The following is a 24,061-nucleotide window of genomic DNA, read 5'->3' as shown; positions in this document are numbered from 1 at the left end:
CCACGCAACGAGACCAGGCGGGGCGACGTCGACCGCCGCGAGAGCCTGAACCCGGTCGAGTTCGGCGTCCGCCGCGGGCACCATGGGCCGGTGGACGTCGACACCCCCGCGCAAGGGCCCGCCGCCTACCGCGCGGTCCTCGCCATCCCGGGGGTCGGCGCCGTCACCGCCGTCTCGTTCCTCGCCCGCCTGCCCGCGTCGGCGGCGGCCATCACGCTCACCCTGCACGTGGTGCTCACGCTCGACCAGGGCTACGCGGCCGCCGGAGCGGTCGGCGCCGCGGCCACCGTCGGAATGGCGATCGGGGCGCCGCTGCTCGGGCGGGTCGTCGACCGGCGCGGCCTGCGCACGATGCTCGCGGTCACGCTGTGCGCGCAGGCGGTGTTCTGGGGGGTGGCACCGTTCCTGCCCTACCCGGCGCTGCTCGTGAGCGCGCTGCTCGGCGGGCTGCTCGGGGTGCCGGTCTTCTCCGTCACCCGGCAGTCGCTCGCCGTGCTGGTGCCGCCCGAGCGCAGGCGCCCGGCCTTCGCCCTCGACTCCATGTCGGTCGAGATCTCCTACATCATCGGGCCCGCGGCCGGCGCGGTGCTGGCGCTGCGGGCGTCCTCCACCACCGCGATGTGGACGGTCGGCGCCGGGTGGCTCGTGGCGGGCACCGCGCTCCTGCTGCTCAACCCGCCCACGCGCGCGGCCGCCGCGGAACCCGGCCCGCCGCCGCCCGTCCGGGAATGGCTCGACCGGCGCCTGCTCGGGGCGCTGCTCGCCACCACGGCCGCGGTCACGGTCGTCTTCGGCACCGAACTGTCGATGATCGCCGGCCTCGAACTCGGCGGGAACGCCGGCTGGATCCCCGCCGTCAACGCCGTCTGGTGCCTGGCCTCGCTCGTCGGCGGCTTCGTGTACGGCGCCGCCCGGCGGTCGCGGTCGCTCCCGCTGCTCGTCGGCGGCCTCGGTGCCGCGGCCCTCCCGGTGGCGCTGGCCGGGTCCTGGTGGTCCTACGCGCTCCTGCTCGTGCCCGTCGGACTGCTGATCGCCCCGTCGATGGCCGCGAGCGCCGAGACCGTGAGCCGGCTGGCTCCCGAGCACGCGCGCGGGCTCGTCACCGGGCTGCACGGCTCGGCCATCACGCTCGGGGCCGCCGTCGCCACGCCGCTGACCGGCGCGCTGGTCGACATCGCCTCACCCGCCGTCGCCGTGCTCACCGTGGGGTCCGCCGGCCTGGCCGCCGCCGTGCTCGTCGCGCTGCTCACGCGCCCGCACGGCGGGGTGCGCGGCACGCCCTCAGCTCCTTCTCAACCGATTTAGGGAAGACTTCGCGGCGATGAGCGCACCGCCGGACCGGCTCGCCCCCGCCCCGCCGCCGGATCCGCCCCGCGCGGGCCCCCGGCGTCGCCGTGGCATCGCCCGCTACGTCGTCGCGGCCGTGTTCACGCTGCTCGTGGCCGTGGCCGCGGTGCCGGACCTGCTGTTCGGGCTCGATCGGCGCAGCCCCTTCGTGCAGGTCGTCTCGATGCGCCCCTGGATCCTGTGCGGCGTCGCGGCCCTGCTCGTGCTGCTGCTCGTGGTGATGATCTTCGAACGGCGCGTGCTGCCGTTCGTGGCGGGCACCCTCGCCGTGCTCCTCGTCGGCGGCGGGATGGTGCTGCCCCGGATGCTGGCCGACGACGTGCCCGCCCGCGGCGCGCCGTTGCGGGTGCTGGCGTTCAACACCTTCGAGGGCGAGGCCGACGCCGGCGAGCTCGCCGCCCTGATCGAGGACCAGCAACCGGACGTGGTGGCCATCAGCGAATCGGGTCCCGGCTTCGCCGACCGGCTCTCACCCCTCGTCGACCAGCTGGGCTACCGGGTGCACGTCTCCACCGGCGACGCCGACGACGACGACGTCGAGGAGGTCACCGCCGTCGTGTCCGAAGGGCTCGGCGACGTCGAGGTCCAGGTCGGCGACGACACGTCGACGTTCCCCTACATCGAGGTCACCGGAGGTGAGCTCGACACGCTCCGGTTCGTGGCGTTCCACTCGGTGGCACCGGTGCCCGGATCCGTGCCGGACTGGAACTCCGACCTCGCCATGCTGTCGCGCTGGTGCTCCGGGCCCACTCCCGCCGTGATCGCGGGCGACTTCAACGCCACGCTCGACCACTCCGCGCTGCGCGCGGGCACCACGGGCTGCGGCGACGCAGCGGCTCAGCGCGGCGCCGGGCTGGTGCCGACCTGGGGGCCGAGCCCGCGGTTGCGCGAGTTCGGCCCCCAGATCGACCACGTGTTCGCCACAGAGGGCATCGTCGCCGAGTCCTTCGAGGTGCGGGACATCCGCGGCAGCGACCACCGCGCCGTCCTCGCGACGCTGCGCCTCGCGACCTCCTGAACGGTCGGAGGCGACCGGTCAGAGGCTGCCGGCCACCGTCTCCGCCACCTCGTAGGTGTTGAGCGCGGCACCCTTGCGCAGGTTGTCGCCGCACACGAACAGCTCGAGCGTGTGGGGGAAGTCCAGCGCCTGCCGGATGCGCCCGACCCAGGTGGGGTCGCCACCGACCGCGTCGGCCGGGGTGGGCCACTCGCCCGCCGCCGGGTCGTCGCGCAGCACGATCGAGGGCTGCTCGGAGAGCACCTTGCGGGCGGCGTCCACCGTGACCTCGCGGGCGAACGTGGCGTGCACCGCGAGCGAGTGGGTGGTGACCACCGGCACCCGCACGCACGTGGCGGACACCTTCAGGTCCGGGATGCCCAGGATCTTGCGGGCCTCGTTGCGGACCTTGAGCTCCTCCGACGACCAGCCGTCGTCCTTGAGCGAGCCCGCCCACGGCACGACGTTGAGCGCCAGCGGCGCCGGGAACGGCGACTCGGCGGCGTCGAGCCCTGCTGCGGCGATGGCTGCGGCGACGTCGCCGCCCCGCACCCCGACCTCCTGACCGGCCACGGCGGACAGCTCCGCGTACAGCCGGTCGATGCCACCCTGGCCGGCGCCGGACGCGGCCTGGTAGGAGGCCACGACGAGCGCTTCGAGCCCGAACTCGCGGTGCAGCGCACCCATGGCCGCCATCATCGACAGCGTGGTGCAGTTGGGGTTGGAGATGATCCCCTTCGGCCGCTCGGCGGCCTTCTCGGCGTTGACCTCCGGCACCACGAGCGGCACGTCGGGGTCCATGCGGAAGGCGCCGGAGTTGTCGACCACCACCGCGCCGTGCTCGGCCGCGATCGGGGCCCACTGCGCGCTGACCTCGTCCGGAACGTCGAAGAGCGCGATGTCGACGCCGTCGAAGACCTCGGGCGCGAGCGCCTGCACGGTGACGTCCTGCCCGCGCACCCGCAGCACCTTGCCCGCCGAGCGGGGCGAGGCGATCAGCCGGATGTCCGACCACGGCACGTTCTCGCGCGCGTCGATGATCTCGATCATGGTGGTGCCGACGGCGCCGGTGGCCCCGACGAGCGCGAGCACCGGGCCCCGCTCGTGGCGACCGTGCTCGTGGCGGCCGTGCTGCTCCTGGGAGAACCCGTTCGTCACGTCGCTCACCGCCCCGTTCCGGCGTGGACGACGGCCTGCTCGTCGCCACCGAGATCGAACGCGGCGTGCAGCGCGCTCACCGCGGTGTCGAGCTGGTCGGGCCGGCAGAGCACCGAGATCCGGATCTCGGAGGTGTTCATGATCTCGATGTTGACGCCCGCCTTCGACAGCGCCTCGCAGAACGTGGCCGTGACCCCCGGGTGCGAGCGCATCCCGGCACCGATCAGCGAGACCTTGCCGACCTCGTCGTCGTGGAGCACCTCGGCGAACCCGATCTCGGCCTGCGCGGCCGTGAGCGCGGCCACGGCGCGGGGGCCGTCGGTGCGCGGCAGCGTGAACGTGATGTCGGTGCGCTGCGCGGACGTGCGGCTCACGTTCTGCAACACCATGTCGATGTTGATCTCGGCGTCGGCCACGGTGCGGAAGATCCGGGCCGCCATGCCGGGCGTGTCCGGGACGTCGGTCACCGTGATCTTGGCTTCGGACCGGTCGTGAGCGACTCCGGTGAGGATCGCCTTTTCCACGGGAATCTCCTCGATCGAGCCGGTGACGAGCGAGCCCGGCTTGTCGTTGTACGAGCTGCGCACCCGCAGCGGGACGTTGTAGCGCCGCGCGTACTCGACGGCGCGCAGATGCAGGATCTTGGCGCCGCAGGCCGCCATCTCCAGCATCTCCTCGTAGGTGATCGTCTCGCGGAGCTGCGCGTCGGGGACGATGCGCGGGTCGGCCGTGTAGATACCGTCCACGTCGGAGTAGATCTCGCAGACGTCGGCCTCCAGAGCGGCGGCGAGCGCCACGGCCGTGGTGTCGGAGCCGCCGCGGCCCAACGTGGTGACGTCCTTCGAGTCCTGGCTCACGCCCTGGAACCCGGCGACGAGCACGATCGAGCCCTCGTCGAGGGCTTCGCGCAGGCGCTGCGGGTTGACCTGCACGATGCGCGCGTCGCCGTGCTTGGACGTGGTGACCATGCCGGCCTGCGAGCCGGTGAACGAGCGCGCCTGCACCCCGAGGGAGTGGATCGCCATCGCCACGAGCGCGTTGGACATGCGCTCGCCTGCCGTGAGCAGCATGTCGAGCTCGCGCGGCGGTGGAGCGGGCGACACCTGGTCGGCGAGGTCGAGCAGGTCGTCGGTGGTGTCGCCCATCGCGGAGCAGACCACGACGACGTCGTTGCCCTCTTTGTGCGTGCGGACGATCCGTTCGGCGACCTTCTTGATGCGGTCCGCATCCTGAACGGAAGATCCGCCGTACTTCTGCACGACGAGGGCCACCGCCGACCTCCTGTACTGGCCACGTGGACGTTCCACCCGCGGCCTCGGGCTCATCACCGCAGGTGTCTGCACGTGGGGACGTGCACCACCGGGTGCTGGTCGGGACCCCACCCTACCGGCAGCACCCGGTGACGCAGGTCGAAATGGCATTCGCCACAGCGCGCCGGATCGCTACCCGCTACCGCCCGTCGAGCAGCGGCGCCGGGTCGGCGCGAGATGGGGACCCACTGTCGGGGCACCCACCTACCCTGCTGTCATGAGCCGCGTGGCTGAGCTGGCGACATGGCTCTCCACGGTGGGCGCGCCCGAGCTCGAGGCCATCCTGCGCGCCCGGCCCGACGTGCTGCGCCACCCCGTGCCCACCGACCTCGCCATGCTCGCCGAGCGGCTGTCGGCCCAGGCCTCGGTCAACCGGGCGCTGGCAGCGCTCTCCCAGCCCGCGCTCCAGGTCGCCGAGGCGCTGCTCGCCCTCGGTGGCTCGGCCGCCCGCCACGAGCTGCACGCGCTGCTCGGTGCCCGCGATGCCGTCCTCGAGTCCGCGGTCGACGACGCCGTCTCCGAGCTCACCGGCGTGGCGCTCGCCTGGACGCTGCAGGGGAAGGTGCGGCAGGTCGGCGGGTGGGGAGCGGTCACGCCGCACCCGCTCGGCCTCGGCCGCCCGGCGCGCACGCTCTACGGCCTGCTCAGCCCCGAGCAGCTCAGGCGCGTCGGCACCCACCACGGCATCCCCGGCCTCGACCGGGCGGGCCTGGACACCGTGGTGGCAACGCTCACCGATCCGCACGCCGTGCAGGCACGCCTGGCCGAGGCACCCGCGGAGGTCGCGGCGGCCGTCCGGCAGCTGGCCTGGCACGGGCCCCGACGCTCGGGGGTGCGCTTCCCCGAGCCCGGAGAGCCCGCCGACCACCACGTGGGCCGCCTGCTCGCACTGCAGGGCTGGGCGGTGCCCACCGAGTGGGGCATCGCCGAGATGCCGCGGGAGATGGCGCTGGCCGTGCGGGGCCCGGGCTACCACGCGCCGTTCGACGCCACCCCGCCCCGCCCCGCCACCGCGCCCGTCGATCGCGGGCAGCTGCGCGCGGCGAGCGAGCGGGCGGCGCTCGCGGCGCTGGAGTCGGTCCGGGCCCTGATCACGCTGCTCGACCGCTCCCCGCTCGCCACGGTGCGCGGTGGCGGCATCGGCGCGCGGGAGCTGCGGCGGGCGGCCAAGGAGATCGGCTCCGACGTCGCAGGCGTGCGGCTCGGACTGGAGACCGCCGCCGCGGCCGGCCTCGTCGCGCTCGCCCGCGACGGCGAGGGCCGCGCCACCGCGCATCCCGTCGGCGTCGCGATGCCCACCGAGGCGGCCGACGAGTGGCTCGAGGCCGAGCCCGACGACGCCCACGCCCGGCTCCTGCTCGCCTGGTGGGGGCTGCCGATGGTGCCCAGCCTGCGCGTGGACGAGTCGGGCCGGCCCGCCCCCGCCCTCGTCCGGAGCTACGGCCACCCCGAGCACGTCCGGATGCGCGCCTCCGCCCTCACCGCGCTGGCCTCGCTCGGGCCGCACCGGGGCATCGTCGACACCGGCGCGCTGCGCGAGCTGCTGCAGCACCGTGCCCCGTCGGACCGCGACCTCCCGGGCGACGCCGCCCGGCTGCGCGCCACCGTCCAGGAGGCCGAGCTGCTCGGCCTCGTCGCCGCGGGAGCGCTCACGCCGATCGGCCACCGGCTCCTCGCCGCGGTGCGCACCGACGGGGCGCACGAGGCGCTGCGCAGCGCACTCGCCGAGGCGCTGCCCGCGCCCACCCGCACCGCCACGTTCCTGCCCGACCTCACCGCGATGGTCACGGGCACCGCCGCGGCCCCGCTCACCCGGCTCCTCCAGTCCGCCGCCGATCCCGAGCGGCGCGACACCGCGTCGATCTGGAGGTTCACGGCCGGGAGCGTGCGGCGCGCGCTGGAGGCGGGCCACACCGCCGACGGGTTGCTGGCCGCGCTCGCCGAGGCCGCCGACCGCCCGCTCCCCCAGCCGCTCGACTACCTCGTCCGTGACGTCGCCCGCCAGTACGGCCAGGTGCAGGTGTGCGCGGTGGCCACCTGCGTCCGCGTGGCCGACGCGGCGCTGGGCGCCGAGCTCGCGGCACACCGCGCGCTCGCCCCGCTGCGGCTGCGCCCCCTCACCGACACCGTGCTGGTGAGCGAGCACCCGGCGGCGGAGGTCCTCCACGCGTTGCGCTCGGCGGGCTACTCGCCTGCGGAGCAGGACGCCTTGGGCGCCCCGGTGATCGCCCGGCCACCGGTGCGCCGGGCAGCAGTGCCCGCCGCGGCGCAGCGGCCGGGGCTGCCGGCCGACGTGGCCGCGATCGCCGCCCACCTCGCAGACTCGGGGTGACGTGCTCCCGATCGGCAGTTTCGGTTGCCCATCGTTGCGGCGACCGCAATGGACAACCGAAACCGGCGGTGTAGCGCTAGGGAATCCGGCGCACCAACCGCACCACGATCGTGGTGATCACGAACCAGAGCAGCGCCGCGGCGCCGTAGTTCAGCACCACGCCCAGCCGCGGGTCCTCGGGCAGGAACAGGTCGCTCAGGCCGAGGTTGAACGTGTCGGCCGCGTCCCGGATCAGCTGCGTGAGCCCGTTGGCCGGATTCGCGCCGAGCAACGTGAGCACGATGTGCACCACGAGAACCGTGACGATCAGCATTCCGACGATTCGCAGCACGTTGCCGAGGGCGTCGATACCCCGCCGTGCCGTGCTCCCCACTGCCACTGGCGACCTCCCCGGGCTCGTTGCCCGCCATGATCCCACGGTGCCCACCCGCGTGCGCTACCGATCGGTATTACCCGATCGAGTGACACCGGTTCGAGTGTCCCGCCGGGCGCGGGTGGCCGGGGTGGGTTGCGGTACTCCCCCACCCCGGGGCTACTCTCGGGGACGTGGCACGCCTGCTCCTTCGCCGCCGCGGCGGGGTCTGACCGACCGGCCCCTCGTCGCGGGTCGTGGCGTGCGCCGGTCTCGATGATCGGTCCACACCTCCAGGAGCACCCTGAATGACCACGTCCCCCGACGCCTTCACATCGTCGACGTCCAGCCGGCTGCGCACCCCGGACGGCCCGGTACCCGAGGGCCAGCCCGCCTGGAACCCGCAGCGCACCTCGCAGATGCCCGTCCACCGCTACCGGCCCTTCCACGAGCTGGTGGAGCCGGTGCCGCTGCCCGACCGCACCTGGCCGGACAAGCGGATCACCAAGGCCCCGCTGTGGTGCGCCGTCGACCTGCGCGACGGCAACCAGGCGCTGATCGACCCCATGAGCCCCGCCCGCAAGCGCCGCATGTTCGACCTGCTCGTACGCATGGGCTACAAGGAGATCGAGGTCGGGTTCCCGGCGGCGAGCCAGACCGACTACGACTTCGTCCGCGAGATCATCGAGCAGGACGTGATCCCGGACGACGTCACGATCCAGGTGCTGACGCAGGCCCGGCCCGAGCTGATCGAGCGCACCTACGAGGCCTGCGAAGGCGCCCCCCGGGCCATCGTCCACCTCTACAACTCGACGTCGATCCTGCAGCGCCGTGTCGTGTTCCGGTCCGACCGCCCGGGCATCACGAAGATCGCCACCGACGGCGCGGAAGAGGTGCTGCGCTTCGCCGAGAAGTACCCCTCCACCGACTGGCGCTTCGAGTACTCGCCCGAGTCCTACACCGGCACGGAGCTCGAGTACGCCGTGGACATCTGCAACGCGGTGAGCGCAGTGTGGCAGCCCACGCCCGAGTCGCCGATGATCGTCAACCTCCCGGCGACCGTCGAGATGGCCACGCCGAACGTCTACGCCGACTCCATCGAGTGGATGCACCGCCACCTCGCCCGCCGCGACGCCGTGGTGCTCTCGCTGCACCCGCACAACGACCGCGGCACCGGGGTCGCCGCCGCCGAGCTGGGCTTCCAGGCCGGCGCCGACCGCATCGAGGGCTGTCTGTTCGGCAACGGCGAGCGCACCGGCAACGTCGACCTGGTCACGCTCGGGATGAACATGTTCACCCAGGGCATCGACCCGCAGATCGACTTCTCCGACATCGACGAGATCCGCCGCACCGTCGAGTACTGCAACCAGCTGCCGGTGGCCGAGCGCCACCCGTGGGGCGGCGACCTGGTGTACACCGCGTTCTCCGGGAGCCACCAGGACGCCATCAACAAGGGCTTCCAGGCCATGCAGGCCGACGCCGCCGAGGCGGGCGTCGAGGTGGCCGACTTCCGCTGGGAGGTGCCCTACCTGCCGGTCGACCCGAAGGACATCGGCCGCACGTACGAGGCCGTGATCCGGGTGAACTCCCAGTCCGGCAAGGGCGGCGTCGCCTACATCATGAAGGCCGAGCACCAGCTCGACCTGCCGCGGCGGCTGCAGATGGAGTTCTCGCGGGTGATCCAGGAGGTCACAGACTCGGAGGGCGGCGAGATCTCGCCCAAGGAGATGCGCGACGTCTTCGACGGCGAGTACCTCGACCGCGTCACGCCCCTCAAGCTGATCCGCCACCGCATCACCAGCGACGGCGAGGGCAACGACGAGATCGTCGCCACCGTCCGCGTCGAGAACGACCTCCACGAGATCACCGGCAGCGGCAACGGCCCGATCGCCGCGTTCGTCGACGCGCTGGCCGGCATCGGGTTCGACGTGCGGGTGCTCGACTACCACGAGCACGCCATGTCCGCCGGTGACGACGCCAGGGCGGCCGCCTACGTCGAGTGCGCGGTGGAGGACACCGTGCTCTGGGGTGTGGGCGTCAACGGCTCGATCGTGAGCGCCTCGCTGAAGGCCGTCGTCTCGGCGATCAACCGCGCCATGCGCTGACGCCACCCACCCGTGAGTGGCTACGGGTGCCAGAGCACTCGAATCCACTCACGGCTGCGGGTCAGCGGCCCAGGATCTCCGTCACCGAGCCGGGGTGCTCGGGCACAGCGCCGGGCCCGAGCACGTCATCGGCCGCCGCGGCGGGTTCCACGCGGTGCGGCTGCAGCGCGCCGCTGCGGATCTCCTCGGCCCAGTGGCAGGCCACCCGGTGGCCTGCGGGCGCACCGGGGATCACCCGGAGCTCGGGGCGTTCGGAGTCGCACCGCGTGGGCTGCCGCCAGGGGCAGCGGGTGTGGAACCGGCACCCGGACGGCGGGGCCGCCGGGGACGGCAGGTCCCCGGTGAGCAGGATCCGCTCGCGGCGGTCCTCCAGCTCCGGGTCGGGCACCGGGATCGCCGACAGCAGCGCCTTCGTGTACGGGTGCTGCGGGTCGTCGTAGAGCGCCTGCGACGGCGCCTCCTCGACGATGCCGCCGAGGTACATGACGCCCACGCGGTCGCTCACGTGGCGCACCACCGCGAGGTCGTGGGCGATCACGAGGTAGGTCAGCCCGAGGTCGGCCTGCAGCCGGCCCAGCAGGTTGAGCACCTGGGCCTGCACCGACACGTCGAGCGCCGACACCGGCTCGTCGGCGACGATCAGGTCCGGCTCCACCGAGAGGGCGCGCGCGATGCCGATGCGCTGCCGCTGCCCGCCGGAGAACTCGTGCGGGTAGCGGCGCAGCGCGGCCGCCGGCAACCCGACGGCGTCCACCAGCTCCCGCAGCCGGGCGGCGTCGCCCTCCGGGCCGCGCGACAACCCGTGGGCCTGGATCCCCTCGCGCAGCAGGGACTCCACGGACTGGCGCGGGTCCAGGCTCGACATCGGGTCCTGGAACACCATCTGGAAGCGCCGGCGCATGCGGCGCAGCTTCTCCCCGGCCAGGTGGGCCACGTCGACGCCGTCGAACTCGACGGTGCCGGCCGTCGGGTCCACGAGGCGCAGGATCGCCCGGCCGAGCGTGGACTTGCCGCAGCCGGACTCGCCGACGAGGCCGTACGTCTCGCCGCGGTCGACCTGCAGGGAGACGCCGTCCACCGCGTACACGTGTCCGACCGTGCGGTCGAGCACGAGGCCCCGCTTGATCGGGAAGTGGACGGCGAGGTCGTGCACGTCCAGCAGGGGTCCGCTCGAGGGTTCCGCCATCACGCTCACTCCGCGCTCGCCGGCACCGGGTTGTGGCAGCGCAGCAGCCGCCCCCCGGACGTCTCACCCGCCGGCGTCTCCTCCCGGCACAGGTCCAGCGCTCGGGGGCAACGGGGCGCGAACGCGCACGCGTGGGTCCACGGCACGTTGTCGACCACCGAGCCCCGGATCGCGGGCAGCTCCTCCCCCTGCGGGCTGTCCAGCCGCGGGATCGACCGCAGCAGGCCGTGCGTGTAGGGGTGGCGCGGCGTGCTGAAGAGGCGGTGGCGCTGGGCCCGTTCCACGATCCGGCCCGCGTACAGGACGTTGACGGTCTCGCACAGCCCGGCCACCACGCCGAGGTCGTGGGTGATCATGACGAGGGCCGCGCCCGTCTCCTCGACGAGCTCGCGCAACAGCTCCAGGATCTGCGCCTGGATGGTGACGTCCAGCGCGGTGGTCGGCTCGTCCGCGATGAGCAGCCGCGGGCTGCACGCGAGCGCGATCGCGATCAGGGCCCGCTGGCGCATGCCGCCGGAGAGCTGGTGGGGGTAGGAGTCGAGGCGCCGCCGGGGGTCGGGGATGCCCACCCGGTCGAGCAGCTCCACGGCCGCCTTGCGCGCGGCCTCCTTGCCCATCCCGCGGTGGCGCCGCAGCACCTCGGTGATCTGCAGCCCGACCGGTATCACGGGGTTGAGCGAGGTCAGCGGGTCCTGGAAGACCATCGACAGGTCACGGCCGCGGCGTTCGCGCATCTGCGCATCGGACAGCGTGAGGAGGTCGGTGCCGTCCATCACGACGCTGCCGCTCACCCGCACGCCGCGCTCCGGGAGCAGCCGCATGATCGCCATGGAGGTGACCGACTTGCCGCAGCCCGACTCCCCGACCAGGCCGACGACCTGCCCGGGGGCGACGTCGAAGCTCACGCCGTCGACCGCGACGGTCTCGGGCTCACCCTTGCGCTGGAAGGCGACCCGCAGGTCGCGGACCGAGAGCAGCGGAGCGGACGCGGTCCCGGTGCTGCGCGCGTCGTCCGCGTGGTGCACGGCGGTCATCGGCGCCCCTTCGGGTCGATGGCCTCGCGCAACGACTCGCCGAGCAACGTGAAGCCGAGCGCGACGAGGATGATCGCGAGTGCCGGGTAGAAGGCGAGCGCCGGTCGCACGTCGAGGTAGGTCTGGGCCTGCGCGAGCATCAGCCCCCACTCCGCCCGGCCGGGGTCGGCGTCGCCGAGGCCGAGGAACGACAGCGCCGCCGCGTCCAGGATCGCGGTGGCCAGGGTGAGCGTGGCCTGCACGATCACGGGCCCGATCGAGTTCGGCAGCATGTGGCGCAGCACCACGGCCGGCCGCTTGACGCCGAGCGCGGTGGCGGCCACCACGTGGTCGCTGTTGCGTTGGGCGAGCATCGCCCCGCGCAGCAACCGCGCGAAGATCGGCACGCTCACGATGGACACCGCGATGATCACCGTGGTCTGCGAGGGGCTGGCCGCCAGCGCCGCCACCGAGATCGCGAGCAGCAGGCTCGGGATCGCCAACAGCACGTCGGTGACCCGCATGAGGACGGTGTCGACCCAGCCGCCGAACGCGCCGGCCACCGTGCCGATCACCACTCCGAACACGAGCCCGATGAGGGTGGCCAGCACGCCCACGAGCAGCGTCTGCTGCGAGGCGAGGATCATCCGGGAGAAGAAGTCGCGCCCGAGCTGGTCGCTGCCGAGCGGGAAGCCCTCCTGCGGGCCGGGGATGTTCCCCGGCCGCAGGTTCTCCTGCAGCTGCGGGAACGCCTGGCCCCCGTCGTGCGGCGCCAGCAGCGGCGCGAACGCGGCCACGACGACGAAGAGCCCGATGATGATCGCACCGACGATCGCGGCCGGCTCGCGGCGCAGCCGGCGGAACGCCTCGGCCCCGAGGCTGCGCCCGGCCGCGACGTCGTCGATACGGCTGCGGCGGCGTTCGAGCCACGTGGTGGTCATGAGAGCCGCACCCGGGGGTCGATGATCGCGTAGGAGAGGTCGACGAGCAGGTTCACGAGCACGTAGATCAGCGCGCCGAGCAGCAGCACCGCCTGCAGCCGCGGGTAGTCCCGCAGCGTGATCGCGTCGGCGAGCAGCGTGCCGACGCCTCCCCACACGAACACCCGCTCGGTGAGCACGGCCCCGGCGAGCAGCAGGCCCACCTGCAGCCCGATCGTCGTGGAGACCGGCAGCAACGCGTTGCGCAGCACGTGCCGGCCGCGGATCGTGCTCGGCGCCAGGCCCTTCGAGTTGGCCGTGCGGACGAAGTCGGAGCCGAGCACGTCCAGCACGGACGCCCGGGTGATCCGCACGATCACCGCGAGCGGGATGGTGGCCAGGGCGAGCGACGGCAGCACCAGGTGGCGCAGCGCGTCGAAGCTCGCGTCGAACTCACGCGTGAGGATGCCGTCGAGCACCGCGAACCCGGTGACGTTCGTGGCGTCGACCGCCACCGACTGGCGGCCCGACGGCGGGAACCAGCCCAGGTCGACCGCGAAGACGTCCTTCAGCACGTACCCGAGGAAGAACACCGGCACGGCGACACCGACGAGTGTGCCGATCACCGTGACCACGTCCAGCGGCCTGCCCCGGTAGCGGGCCGCGACGTATCCCAGCGGGATCCCGAGCCCGACCGCGATCACCAGCGCGGCGAGCGACAGTTCGATGGTGGCGGGCAGTGCCCGCCCGATCTCGTCGAGCACCGGCTGCCCGGTGATCGAGGACGTGCCGAAGTCGCCCGTGGCGACCCGGCCGAGGAACCGGCCGTACTGCACCCAGATGGGCTGGTCGAGGCCCATGACCCGGTTGAGCTCCGCGATCCTCTCGGGAGTGGCCCGGTCCCCCAGGAGCGCGGTGGCCGGCCCTCCGGGCAGGGAGCGCAGCCACGCGAAGACCACGATCGACAGCAGCAGGAGCGTCGGGATCACCTGCAGCAGGCGCCGCACCACGAAGCGCAGCATCATCCCCCCTCCGATGAACTGGAACCCGAGAGTGGCACCGCCCCGCGGGGCGGTGCCACTCGAAGCTCCTCTCAGTCGACGCTGACCGTGAGGAACCGCTCATCGGTGAGGGGCGACGGGATCAGACCCGAGACGCCCTGCCGCACCACGATCGCGGGAGGCGAGCTCGACAGGGGCACGCCCGGCAGCTGGTCCATGATCAGCTCGTTGACGTCGCGGTAAGCGGCGGCGTGCGGCTCCTCGCCCACCGTGGCGTCCGCCTGGTTGATGCCGGCGATGATCGGCGAGTCCGGGGTGAGCCCGAACTCGGCGCCAGCGGAGCCGAAGAAGCTGCCGAGGAAGTTGCCCGCGTCGTTGTAGTCACCGGTCCAGCCGAGCAGGTGCAGGTCGTGCACGCCGTTGACCTGGACCGAGTCGAGGTAACCACCGTTCCACGGCTGCGCGACCGGGTTCACCGTGATCCCCACCTGGCGCAGGTTCTCGGCGATCGCCGTGAAGATGTTGGTCGGGTTCGGCATGTACGGCCGGCTGACCTCGGTGGGGTAGTAGAAGTCCACCGTGAGGTTCGAGGCGCCCGCCTCCGCGAGCAGGGCCCGCGCCCGCTCCGGGTCGTACGGGATCGGCTGCAGGTCGGGGTTGTAGCCGGCCACCGTCTCCGGGATGAACTGCGACGCCACGACGGCGCCCTCGGGGAACTGGGTGCGCACCAGCGACTCACGGTCGATCGCGTGCGCGATCGCCTGGCGCACCCGCACGTCCTGCATCGCGGGATTCGCCGAAGGCTTCTTCTGCTGGTTGATGCCCAGGTAGAGGATGTTGAACACGGGCCGCACGAGGACCTGGTGGCCCGCCTCCTCGAGCGCAGGCCAGTCGGCGGCCGACGGGAAGTCGAAGCCGTCGATGGTGCCGGACTGCAGCTCCTGCTTGCGGGCGTTCTCGTCCGGGATCACGCGGAAGATCAATCGGTCGAGCTTGGCCGGCTGACCCCAGTACTGGTCGTTGCGCACCAGGGTGATCGTCTGGTTGGTGCGGTCGTAGCTCTCGAAGCGGAACGGCCCGGTGCCGGTGGGGTGCTCGTTGGCGTACGCGCTGTAGCTGAACGACTCGCCGCTCTGCGTGACCTCGTCGGCGTTGTACTGCTGCAGCGCGGTGGGGCTGGAGATCGACAGCGAGGTGAGCCCGAACGCCGCGGGGAAGGCACCCTTCGCCCGGTTCAGCTTGACGACCGCAGTGGTGGGGTTCGGCGCCTGACAGGAGTTGTAGACCGGGTCCGTGGTGTCCTCGGTCAGGTTGTTCGCGTAGCCGCCGAACGTCTCGTAGTAGTAGATCGCCTGGCTCTGCGCCGCCGCCGTGGGCAGGTTGAACCAGCGGTTGAAGTTGAAGCAGACCGCCTCGGCGTTGAAGTCGGAGCCGTCGTGGAACTTCACGCCCTCGCGGAGGGTGAAGGTCCACTCGGTGCCGTCCGGGCTCGGCGTCCAGCTGGTGGCCAGCGCCGGTTCGAGCTCAGAGGTGCCCTGCTTGTACGTGATCAGCGTGTCGTAGATCTGCCGGGACACCCGGAACGTCTCGCCGTCCTGGGCGAACAGCGGGTCGAAGCTGCGCGGGGCACCTGCCGCCCCGAACACCATCGTGCCGCCGGTGCCGTCGGCCCCACCCTGCTCGGAACCGGGGTCACGCTGGGACTCGGCGCACGCCGCGAGGGTGATGGCGAGCGCGCCGGCCACGCACGCAGCCGAGAATCGTCGGACAGCTGATCTCATGCGGGCAACACCTCTTCGTAGGAGACCCGCTGGAAACTAGGCGATCGGGATACCGATCGGTAGCTCGTGGAGTCACGGTTCCGCTACAGCCTCTAACGATCGGATGACGCCGGTCGGTCGTGAGGCCACGGCCGAACGCGCGTCGGCCGCTCGGATCGTCGGGGGGCCCGGGCACCCTGCGAGCGGAAGCACCTTCGGCCGCGCAACCGCCGTCCGGCTGGTGCAGTCGGGTGATTGTCCACCTTGCAATTGCAGGAGGACCTTGCGTGCGGCAATCTAAGTATCCGGCCGCCCCTCGAGGAGACGAGCGGGACGGCCGGGTCGTCCCGAGAGGAGGCCCGACCGTGACAACGACTCCGGTACCCGCCTCTGCCGTTCTGCACTCATGGCGGACCTCCTGCGAACCAGGAGCCGCCACCCGTCCCGGGAGATACCGGGACCTCAGACGTCCGGCACACCGCCGGCGAGAGCAGCACACGGGAAGGAGCCAGTGATGGCATCAGAGAAAGGCACCGCCGCCTGCGCCGCCGACCGGAACGGGTCGTCGCCATGATCACTTTCATCACGGCGGGCATCGGTCTTCTCGTCCTGGTCGCGATCGTCGTCGGCATCGTGGAGGCCGCACAGGCATCCCGATGGCGCCAGATCGCAGCGGAACGACGGGCACGGTGGGAGGCCAGGCAGCCACAGCTGCACGGCTTCGACCCCTACGCCGCACCCGAGTCCCACGACGACGAGTGGGACGACGACTAGGCAACGCGATCCCGGGGAGTGATCGCGCGGCCGCCGGGGCCGTCCCGTTCCGGGCGGCGGCCCCGGCCGATACGGCGACGCGCCTCAGCGGGCCTCGAACGCGTCCCGCTTGATCCCGGCCACGAACGCTGCCCACTCCTGGGAGCTGAACGTCAGCTGCCGGCTGCGGTCCTTGGTGTCGCGCACCGCCACCGCACCCCCCGGCAGCACCCCGACCTCTACGCAGTCTGCTCCGGAGCAGAAGCTACTCGTTCTGTACTCAACTGCCACGGGCTGCGCCATATCGGTGTTCCTCCGGGGGAGCGTACTTGCGTTCGTATCGTTGAACGATTTCCCGCGACGCAGCTGGATCCAGCGCCCGGTCCGCCACATCCGCGAGGACGTCTTTATACAGGTCCACATCAGACTCGTTCTCGTAGGTGTCCCCCGCCGGACCCTCGATGAACACGACGTCAGCCCCCACCTGGTCAGGGAACTCCAGGATCTGGAACGGGCCTGCGTGTGCCCGGTGCAACCCGATCGAGAACGGAAGCACCCGAACGATGATGTTGGGCAGCTCCGAGCGCTCCCGCAGCAGGCGCAGCTGGGCGGCCATCACCTCGGGCGAGCCCACCACGCGGCTGAGCACCGACTCGTCCAGTACCACTTCGAGCTGGAGTGGCGGCGTCCGCTGCGTGAGCGCCTCCTGCCTGCGCATGCGCAGCTCGACCAACCGCTCGACCTCGCTGCCCGTGCGCTCCGTCAGCAGCGCTTCCAGCACAGCTCGTGCGTACTCGGGCGCCTGCAGCAAGCCGTGGACCCACGCGACCTCGAACGACCGCACGCGGATCGCTTCCGTCTCCAACGCCGTGTAGCGGGCCGGCGCGTTCATCGCGAAGAACCGCTCGGCGTGGACACCATCGGTGTAGCGCTCCCACCAGCCCTGCTCCCGGCTGTCGTACACGAGCTGCTTCAGGCGTGCCTGCAGCTCCTCATCGGTGACGTCGTACAACCGCATGAGCGCGACGACGTCGGGCATGCGGGGGATGCCCTTGCCGTTCTCCAGGCGACTGATCTTCGACGCGGAGCAGTCCAACTCGCGGGCGACCTCCACGAGCTGGAGGTCGGCCCGTCGACGCAGCTGGCGGAGCTCGACGCCGAGGCGCCGGCGCGGCCCCGCCGGTCCTTGTGCAGTGGGCATCCCGTCCGCCAGGTGGTCTGAAACTGCGTTACGCAATTGCACACGAGCATATCGGAGCCCGGGGAGGGTTCCCCGCCGACTCGCCACAACCGGGCCCGCCCGTCACCCGAGGAGGCGAACGCGGTCGCCGCCGGGCAGCGCGGCACCTCCTACGAGCACGAGGGGCGCACCGATCACGTCGGCACCGGGACGTCCACACCTATCCCGCGATTATGACGATTCACCGCACGTCGCGACCACCTGTACACCTCGATCAACTCGTGCCATACTCCCACGGACCATCGTCCCGTCGAATTCCGACGATGCAGCACCGAGCGGATGGTGACGTGACAGCCCGATTCAACAGGTCGCTCGGTTGGGCGGCAATCGTCACATTCAGCAGCTTGGCCCTGATTCCCGCATCGATACTGCTGCTCGTACTCGCAGATCGCTTCAGCCCGGTCGACTGGGGTCGCCTCAGCGACGTGGGCCAGGCACTGGGCATCGCCTCGGCCCTGCTGTCCGGTGGCGCACTGATCGCGCTCGTCATCTCGCTCCGCCTCCAGTCCCAGCAGACGAAGGTGATGCAGTTCCAGAGCATGCGGGCAATGCGCCAAGAACTGCTGAACTCGGCAATGGGCAACGAACGGCACCTCGCAATATGGGGCTTCGCCCCCTGGACGTCGCCCGAGGAGATCGAGATGCGCGCCTATTTCGCCAGCGTGTTCTCGTACTACCAGACGTCTTTCGGGCTGGGCGCGTTTCCCGAACAGGAGCTCCGGATCGTTCTGCGCCGCGCGTTCGAGAGCGAGGACGTGCGCAACGCGTGGGGCGACATCCGCGAGGCCTACGCCGTCACGGGCTGGCGGGCCGGCTTCCGACGGTTCGCGGCGATCGCCGACGAGTGCCGCGACCAGGCTCTCGCCGCCCTGGCCGAGAACGACGAGGACGACGCCGCGCCGCAACCCGCAGGCGAAGGTCCGCGGTAGACATACGTCCGGCGACGCGCTCCACCTGCGCCGGGTCAGACGTCGTCGAAACCCCCCGCCTTCACCGTGCGGAGGAACTGGTCCCACTCACTCCCGGTGACGGTCCAGAGCGGGACCTCGGGGGTGAGGGTGCTGCGCAGCGCGACCCGGCCGTCGGGGAGACGGGCGGCCTCGACGCAGTCGCCCACGCTGCAGAACTCCCGGCCCACGAACTCGAGTTCGCGCCCCGCACCACTCACGGTCCACCCCTCCGACGCACGATCGAGTGATCGTACAGCGGTAGATCACGTTCCACCGGCTCGCCGACGCGCTGGTCCGGCGGGTGGTGGCGGGTGGCCAGGGGCCCTACTCGTCGTACGTGTCGGTGACCTCCTGCAGGAACCTCAGCAGCTCACGACCTTCGAGGGCCTGCTTCCAGGCCGTGTCGAGACGGTCGGAATGGGCCTGCACGATGTCGGCCTTCTCCTGCAGGCCGCCGCCGTCCTGTCCCTCGAAGAAGATCACGTCGCTCTCGCCGTGATCGAAGGACAGGATCTGGAAGGCGCCGCCGAGCAGGCCGTGGAGCCCGAGGGAGAAGGGGAGCACCCGCACCTCGATCGTGGGCGAGGGTTCCTCCACGATCCGGCACAGGTGCTCGACCTGCTCGCGCATCACCCCGGGCCCGTGGGCCGGGCGGCGCAACACGGACTCGTCGAGGAGCGCCGCGACGCGCAGCGGTTCGGGCTCCCGCGTGAGCACGCCCTTGCGGTCGAGCCGCATCCGGATCATCGTGTCCAGCGCCTCGCCGGACACGGCTGGCTGCGACGCCGTGATGATGGCGCGGGCGTAGCTCTCGGTCTGCAGCAGGCCCGGCACGGCGGCCGGCGAGAACTGGCGGAGCACGGACGCGCCCGCCTCCAGCCCGATGAAGCGGTGCAGGGTGGAACCCGGGGCGAGCAGATCGCCGTACGAGTCGTACCAGGCGGCCTGTTTGCCCTCACCGGCCAGCTGCACGAGCTCCTCGCGCGCACTCGGCGCCTCGTAGAGGCGTAGCAGGGTGTCGATCTCGGGACGGCGGGGCGTGGACAGCCCGGTCTCGATGCGGCTGATCTTGGATACCGAGCAGTCGAGCTCCTCCGCGGCCCGGCTGACCGCCACCCCGGCCGCCTCCCGCAACCGCCGGAGCTCGGTGCCGAGGGTGCGACGGGACAGGACAGGGCTGGTCGCCATGCCGTTACCCCTTCGGGTCGGACCTGAGCTGCAGGGCTCCCGGTGCCGGGGAGGCCCACGCGCCCGCCGGCTGACCAGCGGGTGTGCGTGACGAATGAGAGTACTCCTGCGTTCCCGCGATGGCCATCACTGTCATGCAGAACACCACGCGCTTTGTGCACATTCTGTGGGCAAACCCGCTGTGCACTTGCACGGCGACGGTCCACGCCTCACACTCGGAACCGGGTCACCGCCCGAGGAGGCAACGATGACCGGGATCGCATTCGTCGCCGTCGGAGGAGTCCTCGCGCTGGTCATGCTGGCAGTCCTGATCGGCAACGCGGACGCGCGAGCGCAGCGGGAGGCATGGAACCGGATCGCCCGCCGTCGCCGGGAGCTCGGTGAATGGGAGCGCGAGCTCATCCGGGCGGCCGAGTCGGAGGGATGCCCGGCCTGCCGCCTGCTCCGCGAGCGGGGGAAGCTGCACGACCCGCTGTAGCGGGTGCGCCTCAGCTCAGGGCGCGGCGGCCGGACAGGGCGCGGCCGAGCGTCAGCTCGTCGGCGAACTCCAGGTCGCCGCCCATCGGGAGGCCGGACGCCAGGCGGGTGACCGTGAGGCCGGGGAAGTCGCGCAGCAGCCGCACCAGGTAGGTAGCCGTGGCCTCCCCCTCGGTGTTGGGGTCGGTCGCGATGATGACCTCGGCGATCTCGGTCTCGTCCTGCGCGGGGCCGGTGCCGCCGAGCCGGGCGAGCAACTCCCGGATGCGCAGCGCGTCGGGCCCGACGCCGGCCAGCGGGTCGAGCGCACCGCCCAGCACGTGGTAGCGGCCGCGGAACTCGCGGGTGCGCTCCACCGCGAGCACGTCCTTCGGCTCCTCCACCACGCACACGAGTGTGGGGTCGCGGCGGGCGTCGGCGCAGTAGCGGCACCTCTCCCGCTCGGACACGTTGCCGCACACCTCGCAGAACCGGACGCCCTCCTTGACCTTCTGCAAGGCGTCCTGGAGCCGCGCGACGTCGGCCGCGTCGGCGGCGAGCAGGTGGAAGGCGATCCGTTGAGCGCTCTTCGGCCCCACCCCGGGCAGCCGACCGAGCTCGTCGATCAGGTCCTGGACCGGCCCCTCGAACACGGCGGGAGTTCGCTACGCGCCGAGGCCGGGCAGCCCGAGGCCACCCGCGGCGTCGCCCAGGCCGCCCGCGAGCGGCCCCATCTTCTCCGCCTGCAGCTCCTGCGCCGCCCGCGCGGCGTCCTGCAGCGCGCCCACGATGAGGTCCTGCAGCGTCTCGACGTCCTCCGGGTCGACGACCTTCGGGTCGATCCGGACGGCACGAACCTCACCCGCGCCCGTGGTGGTGACCTGCACCAGGCCGTTGCCCGCCTGGCCGATCACCTCCGCGGACGCCAGCTCGGCCTGCGCGGCCACCAGCTGCTGCTGCATCTTCTGCGCCTGCTGCAGGATCATCTGCATGTCGGGCTGACCCGGTTGCACAGCGATCTCCTCGCACGTCGTGCCTGCGCCGGCACGGCCGGCTCCACGAGCCAGGCTAGGCCATCGGGCACGAGGCGGGCTGGCAGGCTGTGCCCGTGCGCACCTCGAGATGGGCCCCGCTCGCCGCCGCAGCGGCCCTGACCGCCGTCGCGTGCTCCCCCGCGGACGCCGCTCCCCCACCGGACGCCGCTCCCCCGCCGCCGGTGGTGGTGCTCGACCCCGGCCACAACGGGGGCAACGCCTCCGCGCCTACCGAGATCCGCCGTGCGGTTCCGGACGGCCGCGGCGGTGAGAAGGCCTGCAACACCACGGGCACGTCCACCGACGCCGGTTACCCGGAGCACGCCTTCGCGTTCGACGTCGCAGGCCGGGTGGCGGCGCGGCTGGAGGCGGCCGGGGTCCGGGTGGTGCTGACGCGCCCCGACGACCACGGCGTCGGACCGTGCGTGGACGAGCGCGGCCGGGCAGGCGAGCCGGCGGGAGCCGCGGCCGTGGTCTCGATCCACGCCGACGGGGCCGCGCACGACGCCTCGGGGTTCCACGTCGCCTACTCCGACCCGCCGCTCAGCCCGGCGCAGGCCGGACCGGCCCACGCCCTCGCCACCGCACTGCGGGACGCGTTGCGAAGGGGCGGCTTCCCCGACTCTGACTACATCGGGCGCGACGGGCTCTCCCCGCGCGCCGACCTCGCCGGCCTGAACCACGCCACCCGCCCGACGGCCCTCGTGGAATGCGCGAACATGCGCAACCCGGACGAGGCCGCCGTGGTGTCCTCCCCCGAGGGGCGCGAGCGCTACGCCGCCGCGATCGCCGACGGCGTGCTCGCCTTCCTCGACAGGAACGCCTGACGCGGGGCTGGCTAGGGCCGCTCGATCGCCCGCGCCCCCAGATGCGTGGTGAGCAGCTCGATCGCCGCCTCCTCGGGGTCGCGGCGCTCGGCATCGCTCACCGGCACGGCGGCCTCGGCGAGCATCGCCTCCTCGTCGTCGTCCGGGGGCGCGTCCTCGTCGGGCGGCTCGGGGGGCAGCGGGACCCCGTCCTCGGGCACCTGCGAGCGCCGCACCGGGGGCTGGCGCTGCACCCTCGCCTGGGGCTGCGCCTGCTGCGGACGCGCCGGCTCGGCGCTCCTCGGGGAACCGCCGCGGGCTGCGGGCGGTGGGGCGGCAGGTGCGTCACCGGACTCGCACCGCACCTGCCAGCGCACCCCGAGCACCGAGTGCAGGGCGGCCGAGACGATGTCGGCGTTGCGCGGCTCGGAGAGCCTGCGGGCCAGGGACGGTGCGCCGATGCCGAGCACGAGGGCGTCGCCCTGCACCGCGCGCACGGTGGCGTTGACCAGCATCGCCTCGATGCTGCGGCTCTGCGATCGCGCAGCGGCGAGCACCTCCGACCAGACCCGCCGGACAGCGGCCGCGTCAATCGCAGCGCCCGCGGGTTGCTCGGGCCGCGCCTCCTGCGCCGGGGGCGGGGGTGCCGGCCGTTCGGGCGGCCGCGGCGGGGCGGGCGCCCGGGTCGGGGGCTCCGGAGCGCGTTCGGGCCGCTCGGCAGGCGGCCGGGCCGCGGGCTCGGCAGCACGATCAGGCCGCTCGGCAGGCGGCCGCGCCGGGGCTGCGGGCTCAGCAGCACGTTCGGGTCGTTCGGCGGGGGCCTGCGCCGGAGCGGGACGGGCCTCGTCCTGCGGCGGACCGGCAGCGGGGGCAGGCGCGGCGCCGTCGGGCCCGGCCTCGCTCCGCCTCCGGAACGTGCGGCGCCCCTCGGCGGCACCGTCCTCCCCCTGGCTACCCGGGGCGGCGGCGATGTCGCTGCGCCGCTCCAGCCGTTCGAGGCGCTCCAGCAGGCCTGGCTCGGCGGGCGTGGCCGCGGGCAGCAGCATCCGCGCGCACAGCAACTCCAGGAGCAGGCGGGGGGCGGTGGCCCCGCGCATCTCGGTGAGACCGGTGTGGAGGATCTCGCCGTAGCGCGTGAGCGTGGCGACGCCGATCTTGCCTGCCTGCTCCGCCATGCGGGCGAGCTCGTCGTCGGCGGCCTCGACCAGCCCGCGCTCGGCCGCCTCGGGCACCGACTGCAGCAGCACGAGGTCGCGCAGCCGCTGCAACAGGTCGGAGGCGAACCGCCGGGGGTCGTGACCGGCCTCGACGAGCCGGTCGACGGCTTCGAACACCGCCGCCCGGTCGGCCGCGGCGAGCGCGTCGACGACGTCGTCGATCAGGGCGACGTCGGTGACGCCGAGCAGCGCGACCGCCCGCTCGTACGTGACGCCCTCCGGCCCGGCGCCTGCGAGCAGCTGGTCGAGCACGGAGAGGGTGTCGCGAGCCGACCCGCCACCGGCCCGCAGCACCAGCGGGTAGACCGGCGGCGCCACGAGGGCACCCTCGTCCGCGCAGATCCGTTCGAGCAGCTTGCGCAGCGTGCCGGGCGGGATGAGGCGGAACGGGTAGTGGTGGGTGCGGGAACGAATGGTGGGCAGCACCTTGTCCGGTTCGGTGGTGGCGAACACGAACACGAGGTGCTCCGGCGGCTCCTCCACGATCTTCAGCAGGGCGTTGAAGCCCTGCGTGGTGATCATGTGGGCCTCGTCGACGATGAACACCCGGTACCGCGACTCCGCAGGCGCGAAGAACGCGCGGTCGCGCAGCTCGCGGGTGTCGTCGACACCGCCGTGCGAGGCCGCGTCGAGCTCCGTGACGTCGATGTTGCCCGGCCCGCCCGGCGCGAGCGAGACGCAGGACGCGCAGACGCCGCACGGGTCGGGGGTGGGCCCCTGCTCGCAGTTGAGCGAGCGGGCCAGGATGCGGGCGGAGGACGTCTTGCCGCAGCCACGGGGCCCGGAGAACAGGTACGCGTGGTTGATGCGGCCGGAGGCCAGCGCGGTGCTCAACGGCTCCGTGACGTGCTCCTGCCCGACCACCTCGGCGAACTTCGCCGGGCGGTACTTGCGGTACAGAGCCAGCGCCACGGCCGCGAGGCTACCCACCACCAC

At 72.6% G+C, this 24,061-nt stretch carries 23 protein-coding genes; 8 read left to right on the top strand and 15 right to left on the bottom strand.

The window, feature by feature from the left end; translation table 11 throughout:
- Positions 1–90: 90 nt before the first annotated feature.
- Together ACFPL3_RS08970 and ACFPL3_RS08965 are read left to right on the top strand one after the other, a co-directional pair.
- Positions 91–1,305 (top strand): MFS transporter, encoded by a 1,215-nt coding sequence (locus ACFPL3_RS08970; protein ID WP_343943124.1) that lies wholly within the window; start codon positions 91–93, stop codon positions 1,303–1,305.
- A 16-nt stretch (positions 1,306–1,321) separates the two neighbouring features.
- Positions 1,322–2,365, top strand: a complete 1,044-nt coding sequence (locus tag ACFPL3_RS08965) for an endonuclease/exonuclease/phosphatase family protein (RefSeq protein WP_343943125.1) — start codon at positions 1,322–1,324, stop codon at positions 2,363–2,365.
- A gap of 18 nt (positions 2,366–2,383) precedes the next feature.
- Here the strand turns inward: ACFPL3_RS08965 and ACFPL3_RS08960 are convergent, their stop codons facing one another.
- Together ACFPL3_RS08960 and ACFPL3_RS08955 are read right to left on the bottom strand one after the other, a co-directional pair.
- Positions 2,384–3,436 carry an aspartate-semialdehyde dehydrogenase gene (locus ACFPL3_RS08960; RefSeq protein ID WP_343943145.1) on the bottom strand — a complete coding sequence of 351 codons (1,053 nt, stop codon included), beginning with the start codon at positions 3,434–3,436 and terminating at the stop codon, positions 2,384–2,386.
- 71 nt (positions 3,437–3,507) lie between these two features.
- On the bottom strand, positions 3,508–4,773 hold the full coding sequence (locus tag ACFPL3_RS08955; protein ID WP_343943126.1) for an aspartate kinase: 1,266 nt from the start codon (positions 4,771–4,773) through the stop codon (positions 3,508–3,510).
- 256 nt (positions 4,774–5,029) lie between these two features.
- Between ACFPL3_RS08955 and ACFPL3_RS08950 the strand changes: the two genes are divergently transcribed.
- Entirely contained in the window at positions 5,030–7,144 is a 2,115-nt protein-coding gene (locus tag ACFPL3_RS08950) for a helicase-associated domain-containing protein (protein ID WP_343943127.1), read from the top strand.
- 76 nt (positions 7,145–7,220) lie between these two features.
- Here the strand turns inward: ACFPL3_RS08950 and ACFPL3_RS08945 are convergent, their stop codons facing one another.
- On the bottom strand, positions 7,221–7,523 hold the full coding sequence (locus ACFPL3_RS08945) for a hypothetical protein (protein ID WP_343943128.1): 303 nt from the start codon (positions 7,521–7,523) through the stop codon (positions 7,221–7,223).
- A 281-nt stretch (positions 7,524–7,804) separates the two neighbouring features.
- On the opposite strand from ACFPL3_RS08945, the gene leuA reads away from it, so the two are divergent.
- A complete protein-coding gene (leuA, locus tag ACFPL3_RS08940; RefSeq protein WP_343943129.1) occupies positions 7,805–9,601 on the top strand; it encodes a 2-isopropylmalate synthase in 1,797 nt (598 codons plus the stop codon).
- A 61-nt stretch (positions 9,602–9,662) separates the two neighbouring features.
- Here leuA and ACFPL3_RS08935 read toward each other — a convergent pair whose 3' ends face one another.
- The 5 genes from ACFPL3_RS08935 to ACFPL3_RS08915 form a co-directional block, all read right to left on the bottom strand.
- Positions 9,663–10,787: an ABC transporter ATP-binding protein gene (locus tag ACFPL3_RS08935; protein ID WP_343943130.1), complete on the bottom strand. Its 1,125-nt coding sequence runs from the start codon at positions 10,785–10,787 to the stop codon at positions 9,663–9,665.
- Positions 10,788–10,792: 5 nt separating this feature from the next.
- Positions 10,793–11,821 (bottom strand): ABC transporter ATP-binding protein, encoded by a 1,029-nt coding sequence (locus ACFPL3_RS08930; protein WP_343943131.1) that lies wholly within the window; start codon positions 11,819–11,821, stop codon positions 10,793–10,795.
- Positions 11,818–12,741 carry an ABC transporter permease gene (locus ACFPL3_RS08925; protein WP_343943132.1) on the bottom strand — a complete coding sequence of 308 codons (924 nt, stop codon included), beginning with the start codon at positions 12,739–12,741 and terminating at the stop codon, positions 11,818–11,820. The genes ACFPL3_RS08930 and ACFPL3_RS08925 overlap by 4 nt, the downstream gene beginning before the upstream one ends.
- Complete coding sequence (locus tag ACFPL3_RS08920; protein WP_343943146.1) at positions 12,738–13,742, bottom strand: ABC transporter permease; 1,005 nt, start codon at positions 13,740–13,742, stop codon at positions 12,738–12,740. The genes ACFPL3_RS08925 and ACFPL3_RS08920 overlap by 4 nt, the downstream gene beginning before the upstream one ends.
- Before the next feature lie 71 nt (positions 13,743–13,813).
- A complete protein-coding gene (locus ACFPL3_RS08915; RefSeq protein WP_343943133.1) occupies positions 13,814–15,502 on the bottom strand; it encodes an ABC transporter substrate-binding protein in 1,689 nt (562 codons plus the stop codon).
- A 549-nt stretch (positions 15,503–16,051) separates the two neighbouring features.
- Between ACFPL3_RS08915 and ACFPL3_RS08910 the strand changes: the two genes are divergently transcribed.
- On the top strand, positions 16,052–16,255 hold the full coding sequence (locus ACFPL3_RS08910) for a hypothetical protein (RefSeq protein ID WP_343943134.1): 204 nt from the start codon (positions 16,052–16,054) through the stop codon (positions 16,253–16,255).
- A gap of 84 nt (positions 16,256–16,339) precedes the next feature.
- On the opposite strand, the gene ACFPL3_RS08905 is transcribed toward ACFPL3_RS08910, so the two are convergent.
- Together ACFPL3_RS08905 and ACFPL3_RS08900 are read right to left on the bottom strand one after the other, a co-directional pair.
- Positions 16,340–16,537, bottom strand: a complete 198-nt coding sequence (locus ACFPL3_RS08905; RefSeq protein ID WP_379588692.1) for a DUF397 domain-containing protein — start codon at positions 16,535–16,537, stop codon at positions 16,340–16,342.
- Positions 16,515–17,435: a helix-turn-helix domain-containing protein gene (locus ACFPL3_RS08900; protein WP_343943147.1), complete on the bottom strand. Its 921-nt coding sequence runs from the start codon at positions 17,433–17,435 to the stop codon at positions 16,515–16,517. The genes ACFPL3_RS08905 and ACFPL3_RS08900 overlap by 23 nt, the downstream gene beginning before the upstream one ends.
- 383 nt (positions 17,436–17,818) lie before the next feature.
- Here ACFPL3_RS08900 and ACFPL3_RS08895 point away from each other — a divergent pair, with 383 nt between their 5' ends.
- Positions 17,819–18,403, top strand: a complete 585-nt coding sequence (locus ACFPL3_RS08895) for a DUF6082 family protein (RefSeq protein ID WP_343943136.1) — start codon at positions 17,819–17,821, stop codon at positions 18,401–18,403.
- A 35-nt stretch (positions 18,404–18,438) separates the two neighbouring features.
- Here ACFPL3_RS08895 and ACFPL3_RS08890 read toward each other — a convergent pair whose 3' ends face one another.
- Both ACFPL3_RS08890 and ACFPL3_RS08885 read right to left on the bottom strand, forming a co-directional pair.
- Positions 18,439–18,642 carry a DUF397 domain-containing protein gene (locus ACFPL3_RS08890; protein ID WP_343943137.1) on the bottom strand — a complete coding sequence of 68 codons (204 nt, stop codon included), beginning with the start codon at positions 18,640–18,642 and terminating at the stop codon, positions 18,439–18,441.
- Positions 18,643–18,748: 106 nt separating this feature from the next.
- Positions 18,749–19,612 carry a helix-turn-helix domain-containing protein gene (locus ACFPL3_RS08885; RefSeq protein WP_343943138.1) on the bottom strand — a complete coding sequence of 288 codons (864 nt, stop codon included), beginning with the start codon at positions 19,610–19,612 and terminating at the stop codon, positions 18,749–18,751.
- Between the two features lie 247 nt (positions 19,613–19,859).
- Here ACFPL3_RS08885 and ACFPL3_RS08880 point away from each other — a divergent pair, with 247 nt between their 5' ends.
- Positions 19,860–20,090: a hypothetical protein gene (locus tag ACFPL3_RS08880; RefSeq protein ID WP_343943139.1), complete on the top strand. Its 231-nt coding sequence runs from the start codon at positions 19,860–19,862 to the stop codon at positions 20,088–20,090.
- A gap of 10 nt (positions 20,091–20,100) precedes the next feature.
- On the opposite strand, the gene recR is transcribed toward ACFPL3_RS08880, so the two are convergent.
- Both recR and ACFPL3_RS08870 read right to left on the bottom strand, forming a co-directional pair.
- Positions 20,101–20,721: a recombination mediator RecR gene (recR, locus tag ACFPL3_RS08875; RefSeq protein ID WP_343943140.1), complete on the bottom strand. Its 621-nt coding sequence runs from the start codon at positions 20,719–20,721 to the stop codon at positions 20,101–20,103.
- Between the two features lie 12 nt (positions 20,722–20,733).
- Positions 20,734–21,081 carry a YbaB/EbfC family nucleoid-associated protein gene (locus ACFPL3_RS08870; protein WP_343943141.1) on the bottom strand — a complete coding sequence of 116 codons (348 nt, stop codon included), beginning with the start codon at positions 21,079–21,081 and terminating at the stop codon, positions 20,734–20,736.
- A gap of 95 nt (positions 21,082–21,176) precedes the next feature.
- Here ACFPL3_RS08870 and ACFPL3_RS08865 point away from each other — a divergent pair, with 95 nt between their 5' ends.
- A complete protein-coding gene (locus ACFPL3_RS08865; RefSeq protein WP_343943142.1) occupies positions 21,177–21,929 on the top strand; it encodes an N-acetylmuramoyl-L-alanine amidase in 753 nt (250 codons plus the stop codon).
- Positions 21,930–21,940: 11 nt separating this feature from the next.
- Here the strand turns inward: ACFPL3_RS08865 and ACFPL3_RS08860 are convergent, their stop codons facing one another.
- Entirely contained in the window at positions 21,941–24,037 is a 2,097-nt protein-coding gene (locus ACFPL3_RS08860; RefSeq protein WP_379588688.1) for a DNA polymerase III subunit gamma and tau, read from the bottom strand.
- Positions 24,038–24,061 lie beyond the last annotated feature (24 nt).

It is taken from the genome of Pseudonocardia zijingensis (genome assembly GCF_042657305.1).
Taxonomy (GTDB): domain Bacteria; phylum Actinomycetota; class Actinomycetes; order Mycobacteriales; family Pseudonocardiaceae; genus Pseudonocardia; species Pseudonocardia zijingensis.
Note: the sequence above shows the minus strand (reverse complement) of the source record. Positions and strands in the feature narration are given on the sequence as shown.